The organism is Oxalobacteraceae bacterium OTU3CAMAD1 (assembly GCA_024123915.1).
In the GTDB taxonomy this organism is placed as follows: Bacteria; Pseudomonadota; Gammaproteobacteria; order Burkholderiales; family Burkholderiaceae_D; genus Rugamonas.
Window position 1 is genome coordinate 4,606,881 of record CP099650.1, and the last position, 14,914, is coordinate 4,621,794.

At 62.8% G+C, this 14,914-nt stretch carries 14 protein-coding genes and 1 tRNA gene; 6 read left to right on the forward strand and 9 right to left on the reverse strand.

Annotated elements, in window-relative coordinates; all coding sequences use genetic code 11:
- Positions 1-248 precede the first annotated feature (248 nt).
- The 4 genes from NHH88_19720 to NHH88_19735 form a co-directional block, all read right to left on the reverse strand.
- Entirely contained in the window at positions 249-1,226 is a 978-nt protein-coding gene (locus NHH88_19720) for a hypothetical protein (GenBank protein ID USX11922.1), read from the reverse strand.
- Entirely contained in the window at positions 1,160-2,617 is a 1,458-nt protein-coding gene (locus tag NHH88_19725; protein ID USX11923.1) for a glycoside hydrolase family 43 protein, read from the reverse strand. The genes NHH88_19720 and NHH88_19725 overlap by 67 nt, the downstream gene beginning before the upstream one ends.
- Before the next feature lies 1 nt (position 2,618).
- Positions 2,619-5,609 (reverse strand): TonB-dependent receptor, encoded by a 2,991-nt coding sequence (locus tag NHH88_19730; protein ID USX11924.1) that lies wholly within the window; start codon positions 5,607-5,609, stop codon positions 2,619-2,621.
- A 325-nt stretch (positions 5,610-5,934) separates the two neighbouring features.
- Positions 5,935-6,870, reverse strand: a complete 936-nt coding sequence (locus tag NHH88_19735; GenBank protein USX11925.1) for an alpha/beta hydrolase — start codon at positions 6,868-6,870, stop codon at positions 5,935-5,937.
- Between the two features lie 170 nt (positions 6,871-7,040).
- Between NHH88_19735 and NHH88_19740 the strand changes: the two genes are divergently transcribed.
- The 5 genes from NHH88_19740 to NHH88_19760 all read left to right on the forward strand — a co-directional run bounded on the left by NHH88_19740 (position 7,041) and on the right by NHH88_19760 (position 10,940).
- Positions 7,041-8,069: a glycoside hydrolase family 43 protein gene (locus NHH88_19740; protein ID USX11926.1), complete on the forward strand. Its 1,029-nt coding sequence runs from the start codon at positions 7,041-7,043 to the stop codon at positions 8,067-8,069.
- Positions 8,070-8,321: 252 nt separating this feature from the next.
- Positions 8,322-8,765: a CCDC90 family protein gene (locus NHH88_19745; protein ID USX11927.1), complete on the forward strand. Its 444-nt coding sequence runs from the start codon at positions 8,322-8,324 to the stop codon at positions 8,763-8,765.
- Between the two features lie 153 nt (positions 8,766-8,918).
- Positions 8,919-9,128, forward strand: coding sequence for a hypothetical protein (locus NHH88_19750; protein ID USX11928.1), 210 nt, complete (start codon positions 8,919-8,921; stop codon positions 9,126-9,128).
- Between the two features lie 77 nt (positions 9,129-9,205).
- Positions 9,206-9,472 carry a hypothetical protein gene (locus NHH88_19755; GenBank protein ID USX11929.1) on the forward strand — a complete coding sequence of 89 codons (267 nt, stop codon included), beginning with the start codon at positions 9,206-9,208 and terminating at the stop codon, positions 9,470-9,472.
- A gap of 340 nt (positions 9,473-9,812) precedes the next feature.
- Positions 9,813-10,940: a HAMP domain-containing histidine kinase gene (locus NHH88_19760; GenBank protein USX11930.1), complete on the forward strand. Its 1,128-nt coding sequence runs from the start codon at positions 9,813-9,815 to the stop codon at positions 10,938-10,940.
- 116 nt (positions 10,941-11,056) lie between these two features.
- Here NHH88_19760 and NHH88_19765 read toward each other — a convergent pair.
- From NHH88_19765 to NHH88_19785, 5 genes are all read right to left on the reverse strand, one after another.
- Positions 11,057-11,131, reverse strand: a tRNA-Val gene (locus NHH88_19765).
- 65 nt (positions 11,132-11,196) lie between these two features.
- Entirely contained in the window at positions 11,197-11,838 is a 642-nt protein-coding gene (locus NHH88_19770) for a PEPxxWA-CTERM sorting domain-containing protein (GenBank protein USX11931.1), read from the reverse strand.
- A 141-nt stretch (positions 11,839-11,979) separates the two neighbouring features.
- The gene (dnaQ, locus tag NHH88_19775; protein ID USX11932.1) at positions 11,980-12,690 is read right to left on the reverse strand and encodes a DNA polymerase III subunit epsilon; all 711 of its coding nucleotides are present in this window, start codon (positions 12,688-12,690) and stop codon (positions 11,980-11,982) included.
- Between the two features lie 71 nt (positions 12,691-12,761).
- Positions 12,762-13,202 (reverse strand): ribonuclease HI, encoded by a 441-nt coding sequence (rnhA, locus tag NHH88_19780; protein ID USX11933.1) that lies wholly within the window; start codon positions 13,200-13,202, stop codon positions 12,762-12,764.
- A gap of 4 nt (positions 13,203-13,206) precedes the next feature.
- The gene (locus NHH88_19785) at positions 13,207-14,034 is read right to left on the reverse strand and encodes a class I SAM-dependent methyltransferase (protein ID USX11934.1); all 828 of its coding nucleotides are present in this window, start codon (positions 14,032-14,034) and stop codon (positions 13,207-13,209) included.
- A gap of 20 nt (positions 14,035-14,054) precedes the next feature.
- On the opposite strand from NHH88_19785, the gene gloB reads away from it, so the two are divergent.
- Entirely contained in the window at positions 14,055-14,861 is an 807-nt protein-coding gene (gene gloB / locus NHH88_19790; GenBank protein USX11935.1) for a hydroxyacylglutathione hydrolase, read from the forward strand.
- The last annotated feature ends 53 nt before the right edge of the window (positions 14,862-14,914 follow it).

The window sequence follows — 14,914 nt, forward strand, 5'->3', positions numbered from 1 at the left end:
GCCAGACCAGGATGAGCAGGAACCAGGCATTGAGCTTGTGTCTGGGCTTTCGCGCCGGTGATGGGGGTGTCGCCATGTGCCTGCCTCGGAGAATGGGAAACCGCAGACTGGCGGCATTGGAGCGAGGGGGCCGCACGAGCCGGAAAATGTTGTTTTAACGACATTAGCATGGGCCATGACAAAAGACAAGGGTTGCCGGGCGTCGATGCCATGAGGCGCGCCGGCCTGCATCGCGGCGGCATTTGCGCTCACGCCTGCTTGTCGACGGGCGGCGCCGTCGCGGGGGACGCCACCGCGCTTGATCGATGCGCGCGGTGGATCGCGTACAACGCCAAACCCGCCACGGTGCAGATGCCCGCCATCAGCATGACGAAGCCTTGCGGCGTGACCAACTCCCACAGGGCGCCGGCGAACCCCGACAGCAGGTTGCCGGTGAACGAGCAAAAGAACCACGCGGCGATGGTGGTGGCGGCGAAGCGCTTGGGCGCCAGGCTGGCGAACAGACCGAGCCCGACGGGAAGGATGTACAGCTCGGCCAGCGTGAAGATGCCGAAAAAGGCGATTAGCCACAGCCAGGTGATGGCGTAGCCGCCGGCGCCGCCGACGACGATCAACGCCGCCAGCATGGCATAGGCGGCGCCGACGCCGATGGCGCCCTTGCTCATGCGCTCGAGCGCCGGCGTCGCCCTGCCCCTGGCCGCGCGGCGGTTCCAGACGCGCACCAATATCGGACTGAGCAGGAAGACGAACATCGGATTGAGCGACTGGAACCAGGTGACGGGGATCGTCAGCCCGAACGCCTGGCGTTCCACCGCCGTGTCGGCCCAGACGGCGAAGGTGTTGCCGGTCTGTTCGTAGGCGACGCGGAACAGCATGACGGCGAGCGCAACGGCGACCAGCATGCGGATGCTGCCGCCGCCGTCACCCTCCGCCACCGGCGCGTGCCGGTCGCCCGCCCTGGAGGCCTCCACCGGCAGATGCTTGCCGCCCAAAATGTAGCCGAAGATCGGCGTCAGGTAGACGCCGGCGGCGTAGGCGCCGAACACGATCGAGGAGAACGCCTGCGTGTAGTGCAGCTCCTTGGTCATATAATAAATTTGCAGCGCGCGCATGCCGAAGAACGAGAACTTTTCCCACATCTCGGTCAGGAACAGAATCGTCAGCCCCTTGGGCTGGCTGAACCAGGCGGCCGGCCGGCGGGCGCTGCGGCGCCGAAGAACCTCCAATGGTCGACGTTGAACAACGGCGCCCGGTACTTGCCCTTAAAAACGAAGAACACGTCGTGCACGCCGGTGGCGCCGCCGACCGGCGTCTCGACGGTGCGCCAGTTCTGCCAGCCGCCCGTGTTCGGCACCGTCAAGGTGCCCAGCAACGGGCCCTGCACGTTGCCGAGCCGGATCTCGATCTGCCCGCCCCTGCCGCCGCTGGCCACACTGGCGGCGAAGCGCGCCGGCCCGGCCGCGCCGAAATCGACGCCCGCCACCTTGATGTAGGTGCGGTCGACGATGTCGGCCACGTGCATGCCGGCGCCCGGCCCCTTTGCCGTGCGCACGCCGGGAGCCCAGTCGAACGGACGGTCCACGTCATGCTTGATGCGCGAGGTCCAGGCGATGGTCTCGGCCTCGACCCGGTGGTACGGGTCGAGCCGCCCGAGTTGCTCGACGCCGTCCCGGTCCCACCACGGCAGCGCCGGAATGGTGCCGTCGGCGTTGTAGCTGAATTTGGCGACCGTGACCGAGCGCCGCTCGCGGTGGACCGGCGACTGCGCGAAGTTCAACTCATAGTGGAAGCCGAAGACATAGGAATTGCCCTTGTAATCGATGATGCCGGGATGGTTGCCCGTGGACGCAGCGTTTGCAGCCATGATCGGCCCCTTGTACTGCCACGGCCCCGTCGGCGAAGCACTCATCGCGTAGCCGATGCCCTCCGGGCAGCAGGTCGAGGCGTAGGCCATGTAGTAGTGCTTGCCCCGCTTGTAGAACCATGGCCCCTCCTGGTAGTCGGCCGGCCTGCTGTCGCTTTTGACGATGGGGCCGGAGTACGACACCATGTCCTCGTTGAGCTTGACGTACCAGAGATGCGGATTGCCCCAGTACAGATAGGCCTGGCCGTCGTCGTCGATGGCGACCGTCGGGTCAAAGTAGCCCTCGGCCTTGTCGATCAGCGGCTTGCCCAGCGCGTCCTTGAACGGGCCGGCCGGGTTGTCCGCCACCGCCACGGCGATGACGTTCTTGGGCCAGCCGGCCACGCTGACCGGGGCGTACAGGTAGAACTTGCCGTTGCGCGCGATCACTTGCGGCGCCCAGGCGTCGTTGTCCTGCACCGCCCACGGGAACGTGGCCAGCGAGGCGACCGCGCCGTGGTCGGTCCAGTTGACCATGTCGGTGGACGAGTACAACAGCCAGTCGCGCATCTTGAAGTCGCTGGCGTCGTCCTCGTCGTGGCTGGTGTACAGGTAGACCACGCCGTCATGCACCAGCGGCGCCGGGTCGGCCGTGAACCGGGTCTGGACGATGGGGTTGGCGGCCGTGGCGGGCGGCGTCGCCATGGCCAGCGCCATGAGCAACGCCGCCCGCCACGCTTGCAGGATCGCGCGCGTAACGAAGGTTCGATCCATGTTAGAACGCCATCCGCACGCCGGCGCGGTAGGTGCGGCCCACCACGTCATAGATGGCCGGGTTGATGCCGTAGCTCAGGTTGGTCTGCGGCAGCAACACCGGCGCGCGGTCGGCCAGGTTGTCGATCTTGGCGTAGGCGGTGATTTGCGGCGAGAACTTGTAGGTCGCGCCGAAATCGACGTAGACCGCGCCCGGGATGTGGTTGTCGTAGATCGTAGGGTGCGCCGCCGTCGGCAGCGGGCAGTTGGTTTGGCACTCGATGTACTCGTTGTTGTACACGCCGGCGCTGATCCAGCGCTGCGACAACGTCAGGCCGATCTTGCCATAGTCCCACGACTGCTGCAGCAGCGCCTTCCACTTCGGCGTGCTGCCGAACATGTTGCCGGCGCCCTCGCTCGGTATCGTGCCCGGCAGGCCGGGGTCCGACACCGAATGGATCATGCGGCTGGCCAGCCCACGCAGGGTGACCGTGCCAGGCACGCCGTAGTCGCTCAGGTTGGCGCGGTAGGCGGCCTCGAAGTCGATGCCGCGCGTGTGCAGCGAGGCGAAGTTGAACGCTTGCGCCAAGACGAAATTGGTGCCGGCCGGACCGTTGATCGACACGGCCGAGCACACCTGCTGGAAGCCGGCGTAGCACAGGTCGACCTCCTGCTGCGGACCCAGCGAGCTGATCACGTTCTTGACCTTGATGTCGTAGTAGTCGATCGACAGGTTGAAGTTACGCGCCCAGCTCGGCTGGCTGAGGACCACGCCGAACGAGTTGTTGCGGGCGCTCTCAGGTTTCAGGTCCGGGTTGCCGACGTTGCGTTGCTGGACCTGGATCGACTGGCCCTGGTTGTTGTTGACCGCTTGGTTGGTGACCGTGGTGGCGGCGAACAGCTCGCTCAGATTGGGCGCACGCACATCGGCCGAACTCACCGCGCGCAGGCGCAGGCCGTCGATCGGGGTCTGCCAGGTGGCGCCGAGCTTCCACGCGCGCGCCTTGCCGGCCGTGCTGTACTTCTCCTCGCGGTCGGCCAGGTTCAGGTTGGCCTCGCCCCAGGTGGCCGATTTCAGGAATGGAATGTTGAACTCGACATACGCTTCCTTGACGTTGAACGAGCCCTTGCCGTTGTGGTAATTGCCAGCGAACCAGTTGTCGCCGGTGACGGACAAAGTCGGGTCTTGCGGATAGCTGGCGCTGTAAGGCGACTCGTAGGCCACGCCCGCGCCGTACGGGTCCCCGTAGACCGAGTATTTCTCGCGCCGCCATTCGGCGCCGAACGCCATCGAGATCGGACCGGCCCAGCCCTCGGCCACCGTGCCGTTGATGTTAGCGCTAACTACATTTTGACTCGAATCGGTGTGTTGCCTTGGCCCGTTGGACGGCGCGATGTAGTTCCAGGTGGCGGCGTCGATCGAATTGTTGCCGAAGATGTTGATCGGCATGCAGCCGGCCGCTCGCGCCGCCGCGCTGCGGCAGACGATCTGTCCGGTGGCGGCGTCGCGCACGCCGTCGATGGCGAAGTTGTAGCGCGGGTTGAGCGTGATGTCCTGCACGCGCAGCACGGTGGTGTTCTCGCCGTGCTCGGCGTAGGCGTCGTACGACCACTCCTTGCCGAATAGCCCGAACTTGCCGTTGGCGCCGACCACGACGCGGCGCTGGGTGCGGGTCGGATGGACATTGATGAACTCGGGGAACTGCGCGTTGGCGGTGCCGACCGGCATGGTGCCGCCCGGATAGCCCGAGGCGCAACCGGCCGCCACCGAGGCCGGCAGGAAGGCGTTGTCGCACTTGATGGCAAGGTTGCCCTGCTTGGCCGCGCCCGGGCTCGGCGAGAACACCGACGTCACCTCGGCCCAGTTGCCGGTGACATAGATTTCGTTGTCCGCGTCCAGGTCCCACGACACGCGGGTGTAGGCCACCTTGCGCTTGAAGTTCATTGCCAGGTTGGTGCCGGCGCCGACGCTGCCCGACAGGTCGCCGCCGACGCAGAAGTTGCCGACGCAGTTGGTGCCGTACTGGAACGGATAAGGCGAACCGTCGGCCGCGAACGCCGTGCCGCGCAACGCGCCGCCGGTGATCAGGCCGTATTTGGCGTACTGCTGGTGCTGGGCGTGCAGGATGCTGGTGTAGCGCGGCAGACCGGCTGCCTGCATGTCCTTGGTCGATTCCTGCAGCGCCGGATTCTTGTACCAGTCGCGCCCGTTCGGGCCGACCTCGCCGAAGCCGGGCGAATCGATGCCGCCCTGCTTGGTGAATTCGCCGCTGACGGTCACGTGCAGGCGGTCGCCGGCGAAGGCCTTGCCCCAGGCAGCCTGAACGGTGCCGTTCTTGTCGTCGCCGTAGGTAGTCATGCCGCCGCCGAGGTGGGCCTTGAAGCCGCTGAATTTCTTGTCGGTGATGAAGTTGACCACGCCGCCGATGGCGTCCGACCCGTAGGAGGCCGAGGCGCCGCCGGTGACCACGTCGACACGCTTGACCAGCAGTTGCGGGAACTGGCTGACGTCGGTCACGCCGGTGACGTTGGCGCCGACGACGCGCTGGCCGTCGAGCAGGGTCAGGGTGCGGTTGGTGCCGAGGCCGCGCAGCGACAGCGACGACAACCCCTGCAGGCCGCTCGAGGTGCTGAAGGTGTTGACCGTGCGGCCGGTGCTGCCCTGCAACGCCGGGAGCTCGGTCAGCGTTTCGAAGATGTTCGGCTTGGCCGCCTTGTCGAGGTCGGCGCTGGTCAGGCTCGTTGTCGGGGTTGGCTGGTTGAATCCGCGCGCGGCGATGCGCGAGCCGGAAACGACTACCGTGTTTTCCGGGGTGGCGGCGACGGGTTCGGGCGCGGCGGGCGTGGCCGGCGTGGCGGCGGCATCGGCCGGCTTGGCCTCGCCGGCGGTGGTAGCGCTAACAGGAGCTTGCGGCTCATTCGGCGTCTGCTGGGCATGGCCTGGCATGGCGAACATCGCACAGGCCCCTGCGACGGCGAGGTTCATCAAGCTGCGTTGACATGGTGATTTCATTTGGTCTCCATCTATTTTTTTTAGTGTGGTCGTGGTGTGGGCGATCGGCTTGGCCGCCCTGCTTCCAAACTGCTGGTGTCGTCGTTGGTCACCTCCGTGGCATGTGTCGTTTAGTAAAACACTTGAAATAACTGACTAACAAATTGAATGTAGCGATCTGATTATCGAATAACCAATAACTTTTTATTCGTTATCGATGTCCAAAACGATATCACCCCGCATCACTCCCATAGAACGTTATCGATAAAATGATAAGCGCTAACATCGCGCGGCATGTGGCGCACGGCGAGGCCGACTGTGGTCAGGCGGCCACGCAGAGGCGTTTTTAACGCGGTTTGAGGTAACCATGCATGCCCAGCCAACGCGCGAACCCGTCGAACCATCCGGTGCTGGTCGTGGTCTTCTGGTACATCCCGAATCCATGGCCGCCCTGCTCGTAGAGGTGGAACTCCACGGGGCGCTTGGCGCCGCGCCAGCTGTCGATCAGGCCGAAGCCGGCGTTGGCGAAGAACGGATCGTCCGCCGCAAGCGCGACGAACAGCGGCGGCGCGTCGGACGGCACGGCCGCCGCCATCGCTGATACCGGTCCGTAGATATTGGCGATGAATGCCGGCTTGGCGTCCTGCCCGTGCAACGCGGTCGCCATGGTCAGCATGGCACCTGCGGAGAAGCCGAGCATGCCGACGCGGTCGGGGTCCACATGCCATGCCTTGGCGCGCGCGCGCACCAGCGCGAACGCGGCGCGGGCGTCGGCGATCTGCGGCGCATGGGCGGTTGCGGGATCTTGCGGGGCGGGCGGACGCTTGGCTGTGGCCGAAAACATCTCCGCCATCGAGCGCTCGAAGCCGGCCATGTCCGCCGGCGTCTGGTTCAGGCGGTACTTCAGCACGAACGCCGCCACGCCTTTGTCCGCCAGCGCCCTGGCGACCGCCCAGCCCTCGTTATCCATCGACAGCGTGCGGAAACCGCCGCCCGGCGCGACGATGACGGCGGCGCCGGTCGCCTTCGCCGCAGGCGGCAGGACCGGCGTCAGCGTGGCGACCGTGACGTTGCGCGCGAACACGCTGCCGTACTGACGATGCCAGCTTTCCGGCGCCGCCGCGCCGGGAAGGACGCCCGTGTCCAGCGTGATCGCGTCGGGCTGGGCGGGGGCCGGGATGGGCGTCATGTCGCCCTCGCCCGCCAGCACGTTGGCGGCCACCGAGCTGGCCAGTATCGCCGTCCACACTACTCGGGTTTTCAATTGTTTTACCAAGGTCATTTGCCGTCTCCATATGGGTTCCGGACAGCGCGATCCGCGATCCGGAAATATTGTTGGACATCCTATGCCACCACAAGTTACCATAAATGCACGCCAATGTTAGCGCATATCATTTGATGTTAGGGAATGATTACGGTAGCTGTGCGAAAACAAAAATAGTGGAGACAACGATGCAAAAGGAAGGTAAAACGCGCCCGCGAACACGTCGGGCCTGGGTGGCGATGTGCGCCTTGTCCATGGCGCTGGCGACAGCAGCGCAAGCGGCGCCCGGCGCGGCCGCAGGTTCGAATCCCATCATCCGCGACAAATTCACCGCCGATCCCGCCCCTTTGGTGGTCGGCGATACCTTGTACTTGTACGTCGGCCATGACGAGGCGCAGCGCGACGAGATGTTCAACATGCGCGAATGGCTGGTCTACTCGACCAAGGACATGCGCACCTGGACCAGCCATGCGCCCATCATGAACGTGAAGGATTTCAAGTGGGCCAAGGCCGATGCCTGGGCGTCGCAAACCATCGAGAAGAACGGCAAGTTCTACTTCTACGCCGCCGTGGAGCATGACGCCACGAATCCGGGCAAGGCGATCGCGGTGGCGGTATCGGACAAGCCGACCGGCCCTTTCGTCGACGCGCGCGGCTCGGCCCTGGTCAGCAACAAGATGACGCCCAAGGGCACGCATGGCTGGGAAGACATCGATCCCACCGTGTTCACCGACGACGACGGCACCACTTGGCTGGCGTGGGGCAATCGCCAGTGCTATATCGCCAAGCTGAAACCCAACATGGTGGAGCTCGACGGACCGATCCAGGAGATCACGCCGCCGCACTTCGAGGAAGGCCCATGGCTGCACAAGCGCGGCAAGCTCTACTATCTGACTTATGCCTCGCTCGACCGGACCACGCAACGCGACGAGCACGTGTCGTACTCGACGGCGCCTTCGATCACCGGTCCGTGGACCTATCGCGGCCTGCTGACCGGGTCCGGCAAGTACAGCTTTACCATCCATCCGGGCATCGTCCAGTTCAAGGACAACTGGTATCTGTTCCTGCACAACGCCACCTTGGCGATCGGCGACATGAACGGCGCGATCGGGCGCCGCGCGGTCACCGTCGAGCATCTGCAATACAACGCCGACGGCACCATGAAACCGGTGGTGCAGACCGAGGCCGGCGTCAGCGTGCCGCCGCCCAAGCGGTGAGCATGCCGATTGGCCGCGCGATCACTCTTCGTACCTGTACAGCGCGGCGCGATGGAAGGGATCGATATTGAGGTCCACCACCGCGAGTCGCGCGTGGCCGCCCTAGTCGCTGGCGGTCTCGCACTGGCGTTGATACGCACGGCCGTGCCGACTCGACGGTCACCGGTGAGCCATGTTTGCTTTGTATTTGCGGCTAGACGGAATTTTTTACGTTCAGATCGATCGAATACTCATCTAGCCGGAGGTTCGGAAATGAGTAGCCATCCCTTGCCCGACAAACGAAGAAACGAACCGACGGCCAGCGAAGTTGCGGGCGGCGGCGAGCCGCCCTATGATGGGGATATGGAAAAGCGCGTCGAAAAAATCGAAGCAGATATCACTGCCATCAAAATTGATGTCGCGGTGATTGTAGCTAACGGTGCAACCAAGGCGGATATGGCAGAGTTAAGCTACGCCACGAAGGCCGATATTGCAGAGTTAAGAAATGCCACCAAAGCCGATATCGCAGAATTGCGGGCCGCCACCAAGGCCGATATCGCAGAATTGCGGGCTGCCACCAAGGCCGACATCGCAGAATTACGGGCCGCCACCAAGGCTGAAATTGCTGAAGCGAAGACCTCGATCATCCTGTGGGTGGTCGGGGCAATCTTCATTTCGCAGTTGCTGCCTTCCCTCCTCAAGCTGTTCGCCAACTAGCCTGCCTTTGCCCGCCGGGCAAGCCCTCACCACCAGTCTTTTGATATTCATCCCCGCTACGCGACAGCTTTGTAGGTGCGCAGCGATGAAGGTGTGATAGCTAACATACGCGGCCGCTCATATCTGGGAAGGTATATCTAACCGGGAGATGCGATGAAAAACGAGGAATCGACGGTCATCACTCAGCCAGAAATGAGGAGAAATTCCGACACGACCCGCCGAGTCGAGGAGGCGCTGAACATTGCCCGCTTGGAGGGGATAGGTCCGGCACTTGATTTTATGCAGCAAGCCGGCGTGGAGCGCCAGGTCGCTGTGAGAGTGCTGACAGGAGCCGACTTCCGCCGAAAGTCATTGTTGCGCTAGCTGACGACTACAGCGCACCCAGCGCGCCACAGGCCAACATTATGGCGTCGCTACGCCGCAAAACATGGGGGATGAACATGCTGCAGTACCTGATCAACATGACCGCCGACGGTGCCGACTGCTGGCTGACATTTTCGGATGAAGACGTCAGCCGCATACGGAGCGCCACAAAAGGCAAAACCATCGATCTCGAAAATTACGTGGCATTCCGGCCAGAGGAACGGAGCCTCGCGCTATCGAAAAAGCCCGCGCATGTGGACTCCGCAGTGGTCTCCTACGCCCAACTTTGCAAAAAACTGGCCGAAGCTGAAATCGCTGCGGACGAGGTTCGACGCGAGCGTTAAGGAAGAAGTCGCCTTGTCGACCCGGAGCGCTCGTTCGCGTAGCGCGATGTCGGCACGCCGGGCTCCAGCATCACGACGCCGCCGGCCAGCCTTTCCACCCTATCGTTTTGCCGAACCGTTTTGCGCCACCGCTGCGCGACTAACCCGAAAGCCGATCCGCTTTTGATGCGATGACAACCTCGGCAATATGCCTCTGAAAGTCCGTTTTATCGTATCATAAGGAAATGGATGCTTCCACGGCATACGGCAGCGCGCGCACCAACCGCACCGTTATCGCTCGTCGCCGCAAAGGGAGGGAGGCGCCACCGATCTCCGCGACACCCAACGAAAAAGGTAACTGATGCAAGCGTCGGATCAATCCACGAGCGAAGACGATCTGTCTCGATTGTCGCGACAAATCCTGGGGATGCGCGATCTTGTCTTCGCCGAATGGGAACACGATGTTCGGCGTCTGGTCGCCGGCGCCAAGCACGTCTTGCACCCGATTCTCATCAACACTCTGCCTATATTTTACGACAATATTGCAGAGGCACTAAGCCCGGATCATCCACGACAGCACGCCACCAGCAACACCGACATCGCGGCGGCACATGGCAACGAACGCGCCAGGATGACGTCGTACGGGCCCGATCAGATCATTCACGAGTATCAGATTTTTCGTGACGTTTTTTCGCGCGTGGCGGATTCCCAGGGGCTCACGCTTAGCCGCGCCGAGTGGGGCATCGTGAATGCTTCGATAGACTCCGCCGTCCGCGAGGCGGTCAAGAAATTCACCGCGATGCACGACTCGATGCGCCAGCGTGTCGCCGCGTCCCTGTCGCACGATATGCGCAATCCGCTCTCGGTGATCGTCAATGGCGCCCACGTGCTAACGCTGGGCCCGCCAGCGGAGAAAGCGCAAGGCATCGCCGGAAAAATCCTCGATAGCGGCCGGCGCCTGAGCGGAATGATCGAAGAACTGCTCGACGTTTTAAGCTTTCACAAGGGCGAAACCGTTCCGCTCGACCTGTCCCGATTCGATCTCCTGGAACTGGCCAAGCAGGTGTGCGCGGATGCCAATGTGAGTGACGGTAAATGTTCGGTGAGCGGGTCCGCCTTGGTGGGCTACTGGTGCGAGAAATCGTTGCGCAGAGCGTTGGAAAATCTCGTCGCAAATGCGATGAAATATGGCGACGGCGCGGACGTGACGATCAAGGTCGATGGCGCCCATGGCCGGATGATGCTGTCGGTACACAACACCGGTAATCCGATCCCGGCGGAAGATCGAACGCGGATTTTCCAGTACCTGTGGCGCCAAGATAGCGCGCGGGATCAACGGGGATGGGGTATCGGCCTGCCGTTCGTGCAATCGGTGGCGGAGAGCCACGGCGGCAGCGTGGCGGTCGATAGCTCACCGGAACAGGGAACGACGTTTTTGATCGACCTGCCGATCGATTGCCGCCCGTTCGTTGCCGACGAGGTGCCGTAAGGTTCTTCTTGCCGTGGTGCGTCATTAGCTGTCCGCCAGGGTGTTCCGCCCTTTTCCACCCAACATGAAAAAAGGGCTTACGATTACTCGTAAGCCCTTGATCTACAGCGAATTCTTGGTGGGAAGTGCAAGTTTCGAACTTGCGACCCCTGCAGTGTGAATGCAGTGCTCTACCCCTGAGCTAACCTCCCGAAGCGGGGCGAATTATCGCATACATCCCCTGGAAAATGGAAGGGCGAACGCGAAAATTATCCGTTTACGCCCTTTGCTTGCGGCGGGCGACGGCACCGAGCAGGCCCAGGCCGCCCAGCATCATGGCGTAGGTTGCCGGCTCGGGCACGGCGCTGGGAACGGACGCGTCGGCGAATTCGACGCGCAAACCGGTAGGATTGCCGGCGTCGAGCGCGTAATTGGTCACCGAGAACTGCAGTCCGTTGACGCCCGCCAGGAATCCGCTGCTGGCGCCAAAATCCGTCCAGCCGCCGAAGCCGGCGCCGCTGGAGATGAGTTGACCATTCAGATAGACGGCTACTTCGTTGTCAGCGGCGTAACGTCCAAGGAAACTGGCGCTGGCTGCCTGGTCGGCGGTCAGCGTGAAGGTCAGCGAATAGGAGTACTCGCCCGCAGTGAAAGGGTCCAGCGACTCTCTGGCATTGCTGGTCGGCGTGAGCCACTTCGACGTGCTGCTGTTGGGCAGCCATTCACCGCGCAGGTCGCTGTCGTGGCTGATATAGGCGCCATCGCTAATCGTATCGCCCGAGATGACGGTCAACGCGTAATTCGAATCGATCGTGCCGGATGCGCCTGCGCCCGTGTTGTACAGGCCGGGGATGGCGGCCGCGTAGGCCGAGCTGAACGCGATTGCCGACAAGGCGATGGCCGAGATAAATTTCTTCATAAGAATTTGCTCCAGAGGGTTGGGAAGACAAGCCGGCCGCCCTGCGGGGTGCCGGCGTTGCAGCAAATTCATTATAAATATTTTATTTTTTATTGCCTATTAAGCAAATGTCAAAATATTACGAGGCCATTTTACTTTCAATCAGGCGGCCGGCGCGAGGCTGGCGGTCCAGATGCACTGTCCCTTGACGGCCTTGTCGAGGCCGGCCAAGGTGGCCGCGTGCGCGGCAAGCTCATCGTCCGACGCCGGCAGGAAGATGATGTCGGCCAGCGGCACCGGTTCGAGCAAGGCGCTGCCGACGACGACCTCCTCCTCCACATCCATGCCCAGGCTGTTCTGCCCGCGCGTCATCGACAGGTAGACGTCGGCCAGCAGCTCGGCATCGAGCAATGCGCCGTGCAGCTTGCGGTGCGAGTTCGACACGCCGTAGCGGTCGCACAGCGCATCCAGCGAGTTGCGCTTGCCCGGGTGGAGTTCCTTGGCGTGCACGAGCGTGTCGATCACGCCGCCGATATGGGTCGAGAAGTCCGGCAGCTTGAGCAGACGGAATTCGTGGTTCAGGAACCCCAAGTCGAACGGCGCGTTGTGGATGATGACTTCGGCGCCCTGGATGTATTCGCGCAGCTGCTCGACGATCTCGTGGAATTTCGGCTTGTCGCGCAAGAACTCGGTGGTCAGGCCGTGGACGTTGAGCGCGCCCTCTTCCGATTCGCGTTCCGGATTGATGTAGACGTGGAAGTTATTCCCGGTCAGCATGCGATTGTGCAGTTCGACGCAGCCGATCTCGATGATGCGGTTGCCCAGCTTGGGGTTGATACCGGTGGTTTCGGTATCGAGAACGATTTGGCGCATAAGTACTCTGTGGTTGCTACGGTCAAGCGGAGAAGTATAACAGGCCGCTCATCAGCTAAGCGGCCAGTGGCCTAGCGGCCGCGGGCCAGTTCGACGCCGCGGTTGGCCAGCACGTCGGCGCGCTCGTTGCCCGGGTGGCCGTTGTGGCCGCGTACCCAGCGCCATTCGACCGTGTGCATCGTTTGCGCGGCGTCGAGCGCCTTCCACAAGTCCTCGTTCTTGACCGGTTCCTTGGCGGCGGTTTTCCAGCCGCGCGCTTTCCAGCCGTGTATCCATTCGCTGATGCCTTTTTGAACATACTGGCTGTCGGTGTGCAGCACCACCGTGCACGGGCGCTTGAGCGCGCTCAACGCCTCGATCACGGCCTGCAATTCCATGCGGTTGTTGGTCGTGTCGCGCGCGCCGCCGCAGATTTCCTTCTCGGCGCCGTCCGCCACCAGCAACGCGCCCCAGCCGCCCCAGCCAGGATTGCCCTTGCACGCGCCGTCGGTAAAAATTTCCACCTTATCCATACTGCTATTCCCGCCTTTTGTTTGTTGCAGGGACGACCACCTGGGCCGTCGCCGATTTTTTGGTCCAAGCCGGACCGATCAGATGCATGCCCTTGACCCGCTTGATCGCTTGTACGATGTAGACGCCGCCGAAGAACGGCCACCAGCGCGGCCCGGCATTATCCATGAATGCGTAGCGGTTCAGCCATTTTTCTGTGCGGCAGGCCGGCGCGTAGCAGCCGAAATGACTTTGGCTGGCGCTCATATTCAATAATTTTAACCAGTCTTTCATGCGCGGCATAGTGATCAACTCCTCGGTGCGCGGCAGGAACGAGGTTCCGCCGACGCGCCGCATCACATGGCGCGCGCCCCACAGGCTGGCCGGGTTGAAGCCGCAGATGATGACCTGGCCTTCCGGGATCAGCACGCGCTCGACCTCGCGCAGCACCTGGTGCGGGTCGGTGGAAAATTCCAGCACATGCGGCAACACCACCAGGTCCATGCTTTGCGAGGCGAACGGCAACTCGGTGTAGTCGAGCGTCAGCGCGACCGGACGCAACGGCAGCGCGGGCGCCACGTCGATCACCGGCCCGCCATGTGCCGGCGCAACCGGCGGCGGCATCGGCGGTGCTGGCGCGCGCACCTTGCGGTCGGCCAGCCATTTGTACGGCATGCGATTGGCCGCGAGCGCATCGATTTGAGGCATGCCGATCTGCACCGCGTTGAACCCGAAGATATCGGCTGTTAAATTATCGAGACATGTTTGTTCCCACGCACGCAAGTACACGCCTGCGGGCGTTTGCAGCCAGCCTTCCAGCGCTATAATGGATTGCTCCGATCCCGCTTTATCCATGTCTAGCCTTTTGTGATCCAATGACCATATCTTCTAACCAAGCTCTCTGTGTTCTGACGGTTCCAGCATTCCACGACAATTACCTGTGGCTGATACATGATGGTGTCCATGCCGCCGTAGTCGACCCGGGCGACGCCAAGCCGATTCTGGCGGCGCTCAAAGCAAACGGACTCAAGCTCACCGCCATTCTACTCACCCATCACCACGCTGACCACATCGGCGGCGTTCCCGAATTATTACAGCATTATCAGGTTCCCGTTTTCGGCCCGCGCAACGAGACCATCGCCGCCGTCACCTTGCCGGTCGGCGAAGGCAAGCAGTTCGACGTGCCGGGCCTGGCGCTGCGCCTGTCCGTGCTCGACGTGCCCGGCCACACGATGGGCCACATCGCCTACGTGCGCGAGCCGTCCGCCGGCGAGCCGACCTGGCTGTTCTGCGGCGATACGCTGTTCGCGGGCGGCTGCGGACGCCTGTTCGAGGGCACGCCGGCGCAGATGATCAGCTCACTGGGAAAACTCGCCGCGCTGCCGGATGATACCAAGGTGTATTGCGCCCACGAATATACGCTGTCCAACCTGCGCTTCGCGCGCGTGGTGGAGCCGGACAATGTGGCGCTGCAGGAGCGTGTGAAAGTGGAGACCGACAAGCGCGAGCACAATCTGCCGACGGTGCCAAGCACGATCGGCGTCGAGAAGGCGACCAATCCCTTCCTGCGCTACCGGGAACCGGCCATCGCGGAACAACTGGTCAAGGCCGGACGGCTCGATCGCATCGACACGGCGCTGGCGACCTTCACCGCGCTGCGTTTGTGGAAAAATGATTTTTGATGTGAAAACCGGCGGATGAACTTCATCCGCCGGCCTTGGTTTTAGAACTTAGA

Coding starts and splice junctions, on each gene's coding strand:
- NHH88_19725 (USX11923.1), bottom strand. CDS start 2,617: ATGGATCGAACCTTCGTTACGCGCGCGATCCTGCAAGCGTGGCGGGCG.
- NHH88_19730 (USX11924.1), bottom strand. CDS start 5,609: ATGAAATCACCATGTCAACGCAGCTTGATGAACCTCGCCGTCGCAGGG.
- NHH88_19735 (USX11925.1), bottom strand. CDS start 6,870: ATGACCTTGGTAAAACAATTGAAAACCCGAGTAGTGTGGACGGCGATA.
- NHH88_19740 (USX11926.1), top strand. CDS start 7,041: ATGCAAAAGGAAGGTAAAACGCGCCCGCGAACACGTCGGGCCTGGGTG.
- NHH88_19745 (USX11927.1), top strand. CDS start 8,322: ATGAGTAGCCATCCCTTGCCCGACAAACGAAGAAACGAACCGACGGCC.
- NHH88_19750 (USX11928.1), top strand. CDS start 8,919: ATGAAAAACGAGGAATCGACGGTCATCACTCAGCCAGAAATGAGGAGA.
- NHH88_19755 (USX11929.1), top strand. CDS start 9,206: ATGCTGCAGTACCTGATCAACATGACCGCCGACGGTGCCGACTGCTGG.
- NHH88_19760 (USX11930.1), top strand. CDS start 9,813: ATGCAAGCGTCGGATCAATCCACGAGCGAAGACGATCTGTCTCGATTG.
- NHH88_19770 (USX11931.1), bottom strand. CDS start 11,838: ATGAAGAAATTTATCTCGGCCATCGCCTTGTCGGCAATCGCGTTCAGC.
- dnaQ (USX11932.1), bottom strand. CDS start 12,690: ATGCGCCAAATCGTTCTCGATACCGAAACCACCGGTATCAACCCCAAG.
- rnhA (USX11933.1), bottom strand. CDS start 13,202: ATGGATAAGGTGGAAATTTTTACCGACGGCGCGTGCAAGGGCAATCCT.
- NHH88_19785 (USX11934.1), bottom strand. CDS start 14,034: ATGGATAAAGCGGGATCGGAGCAATCCATTATAGCGCTGGAAGGCTGG.
- gloB (USX11935.1), top strand. CDS start 14,055: ATGACCATATCTTCTAACCAAGCTCTCTGTGTTCTGACGGTTCCAGCA.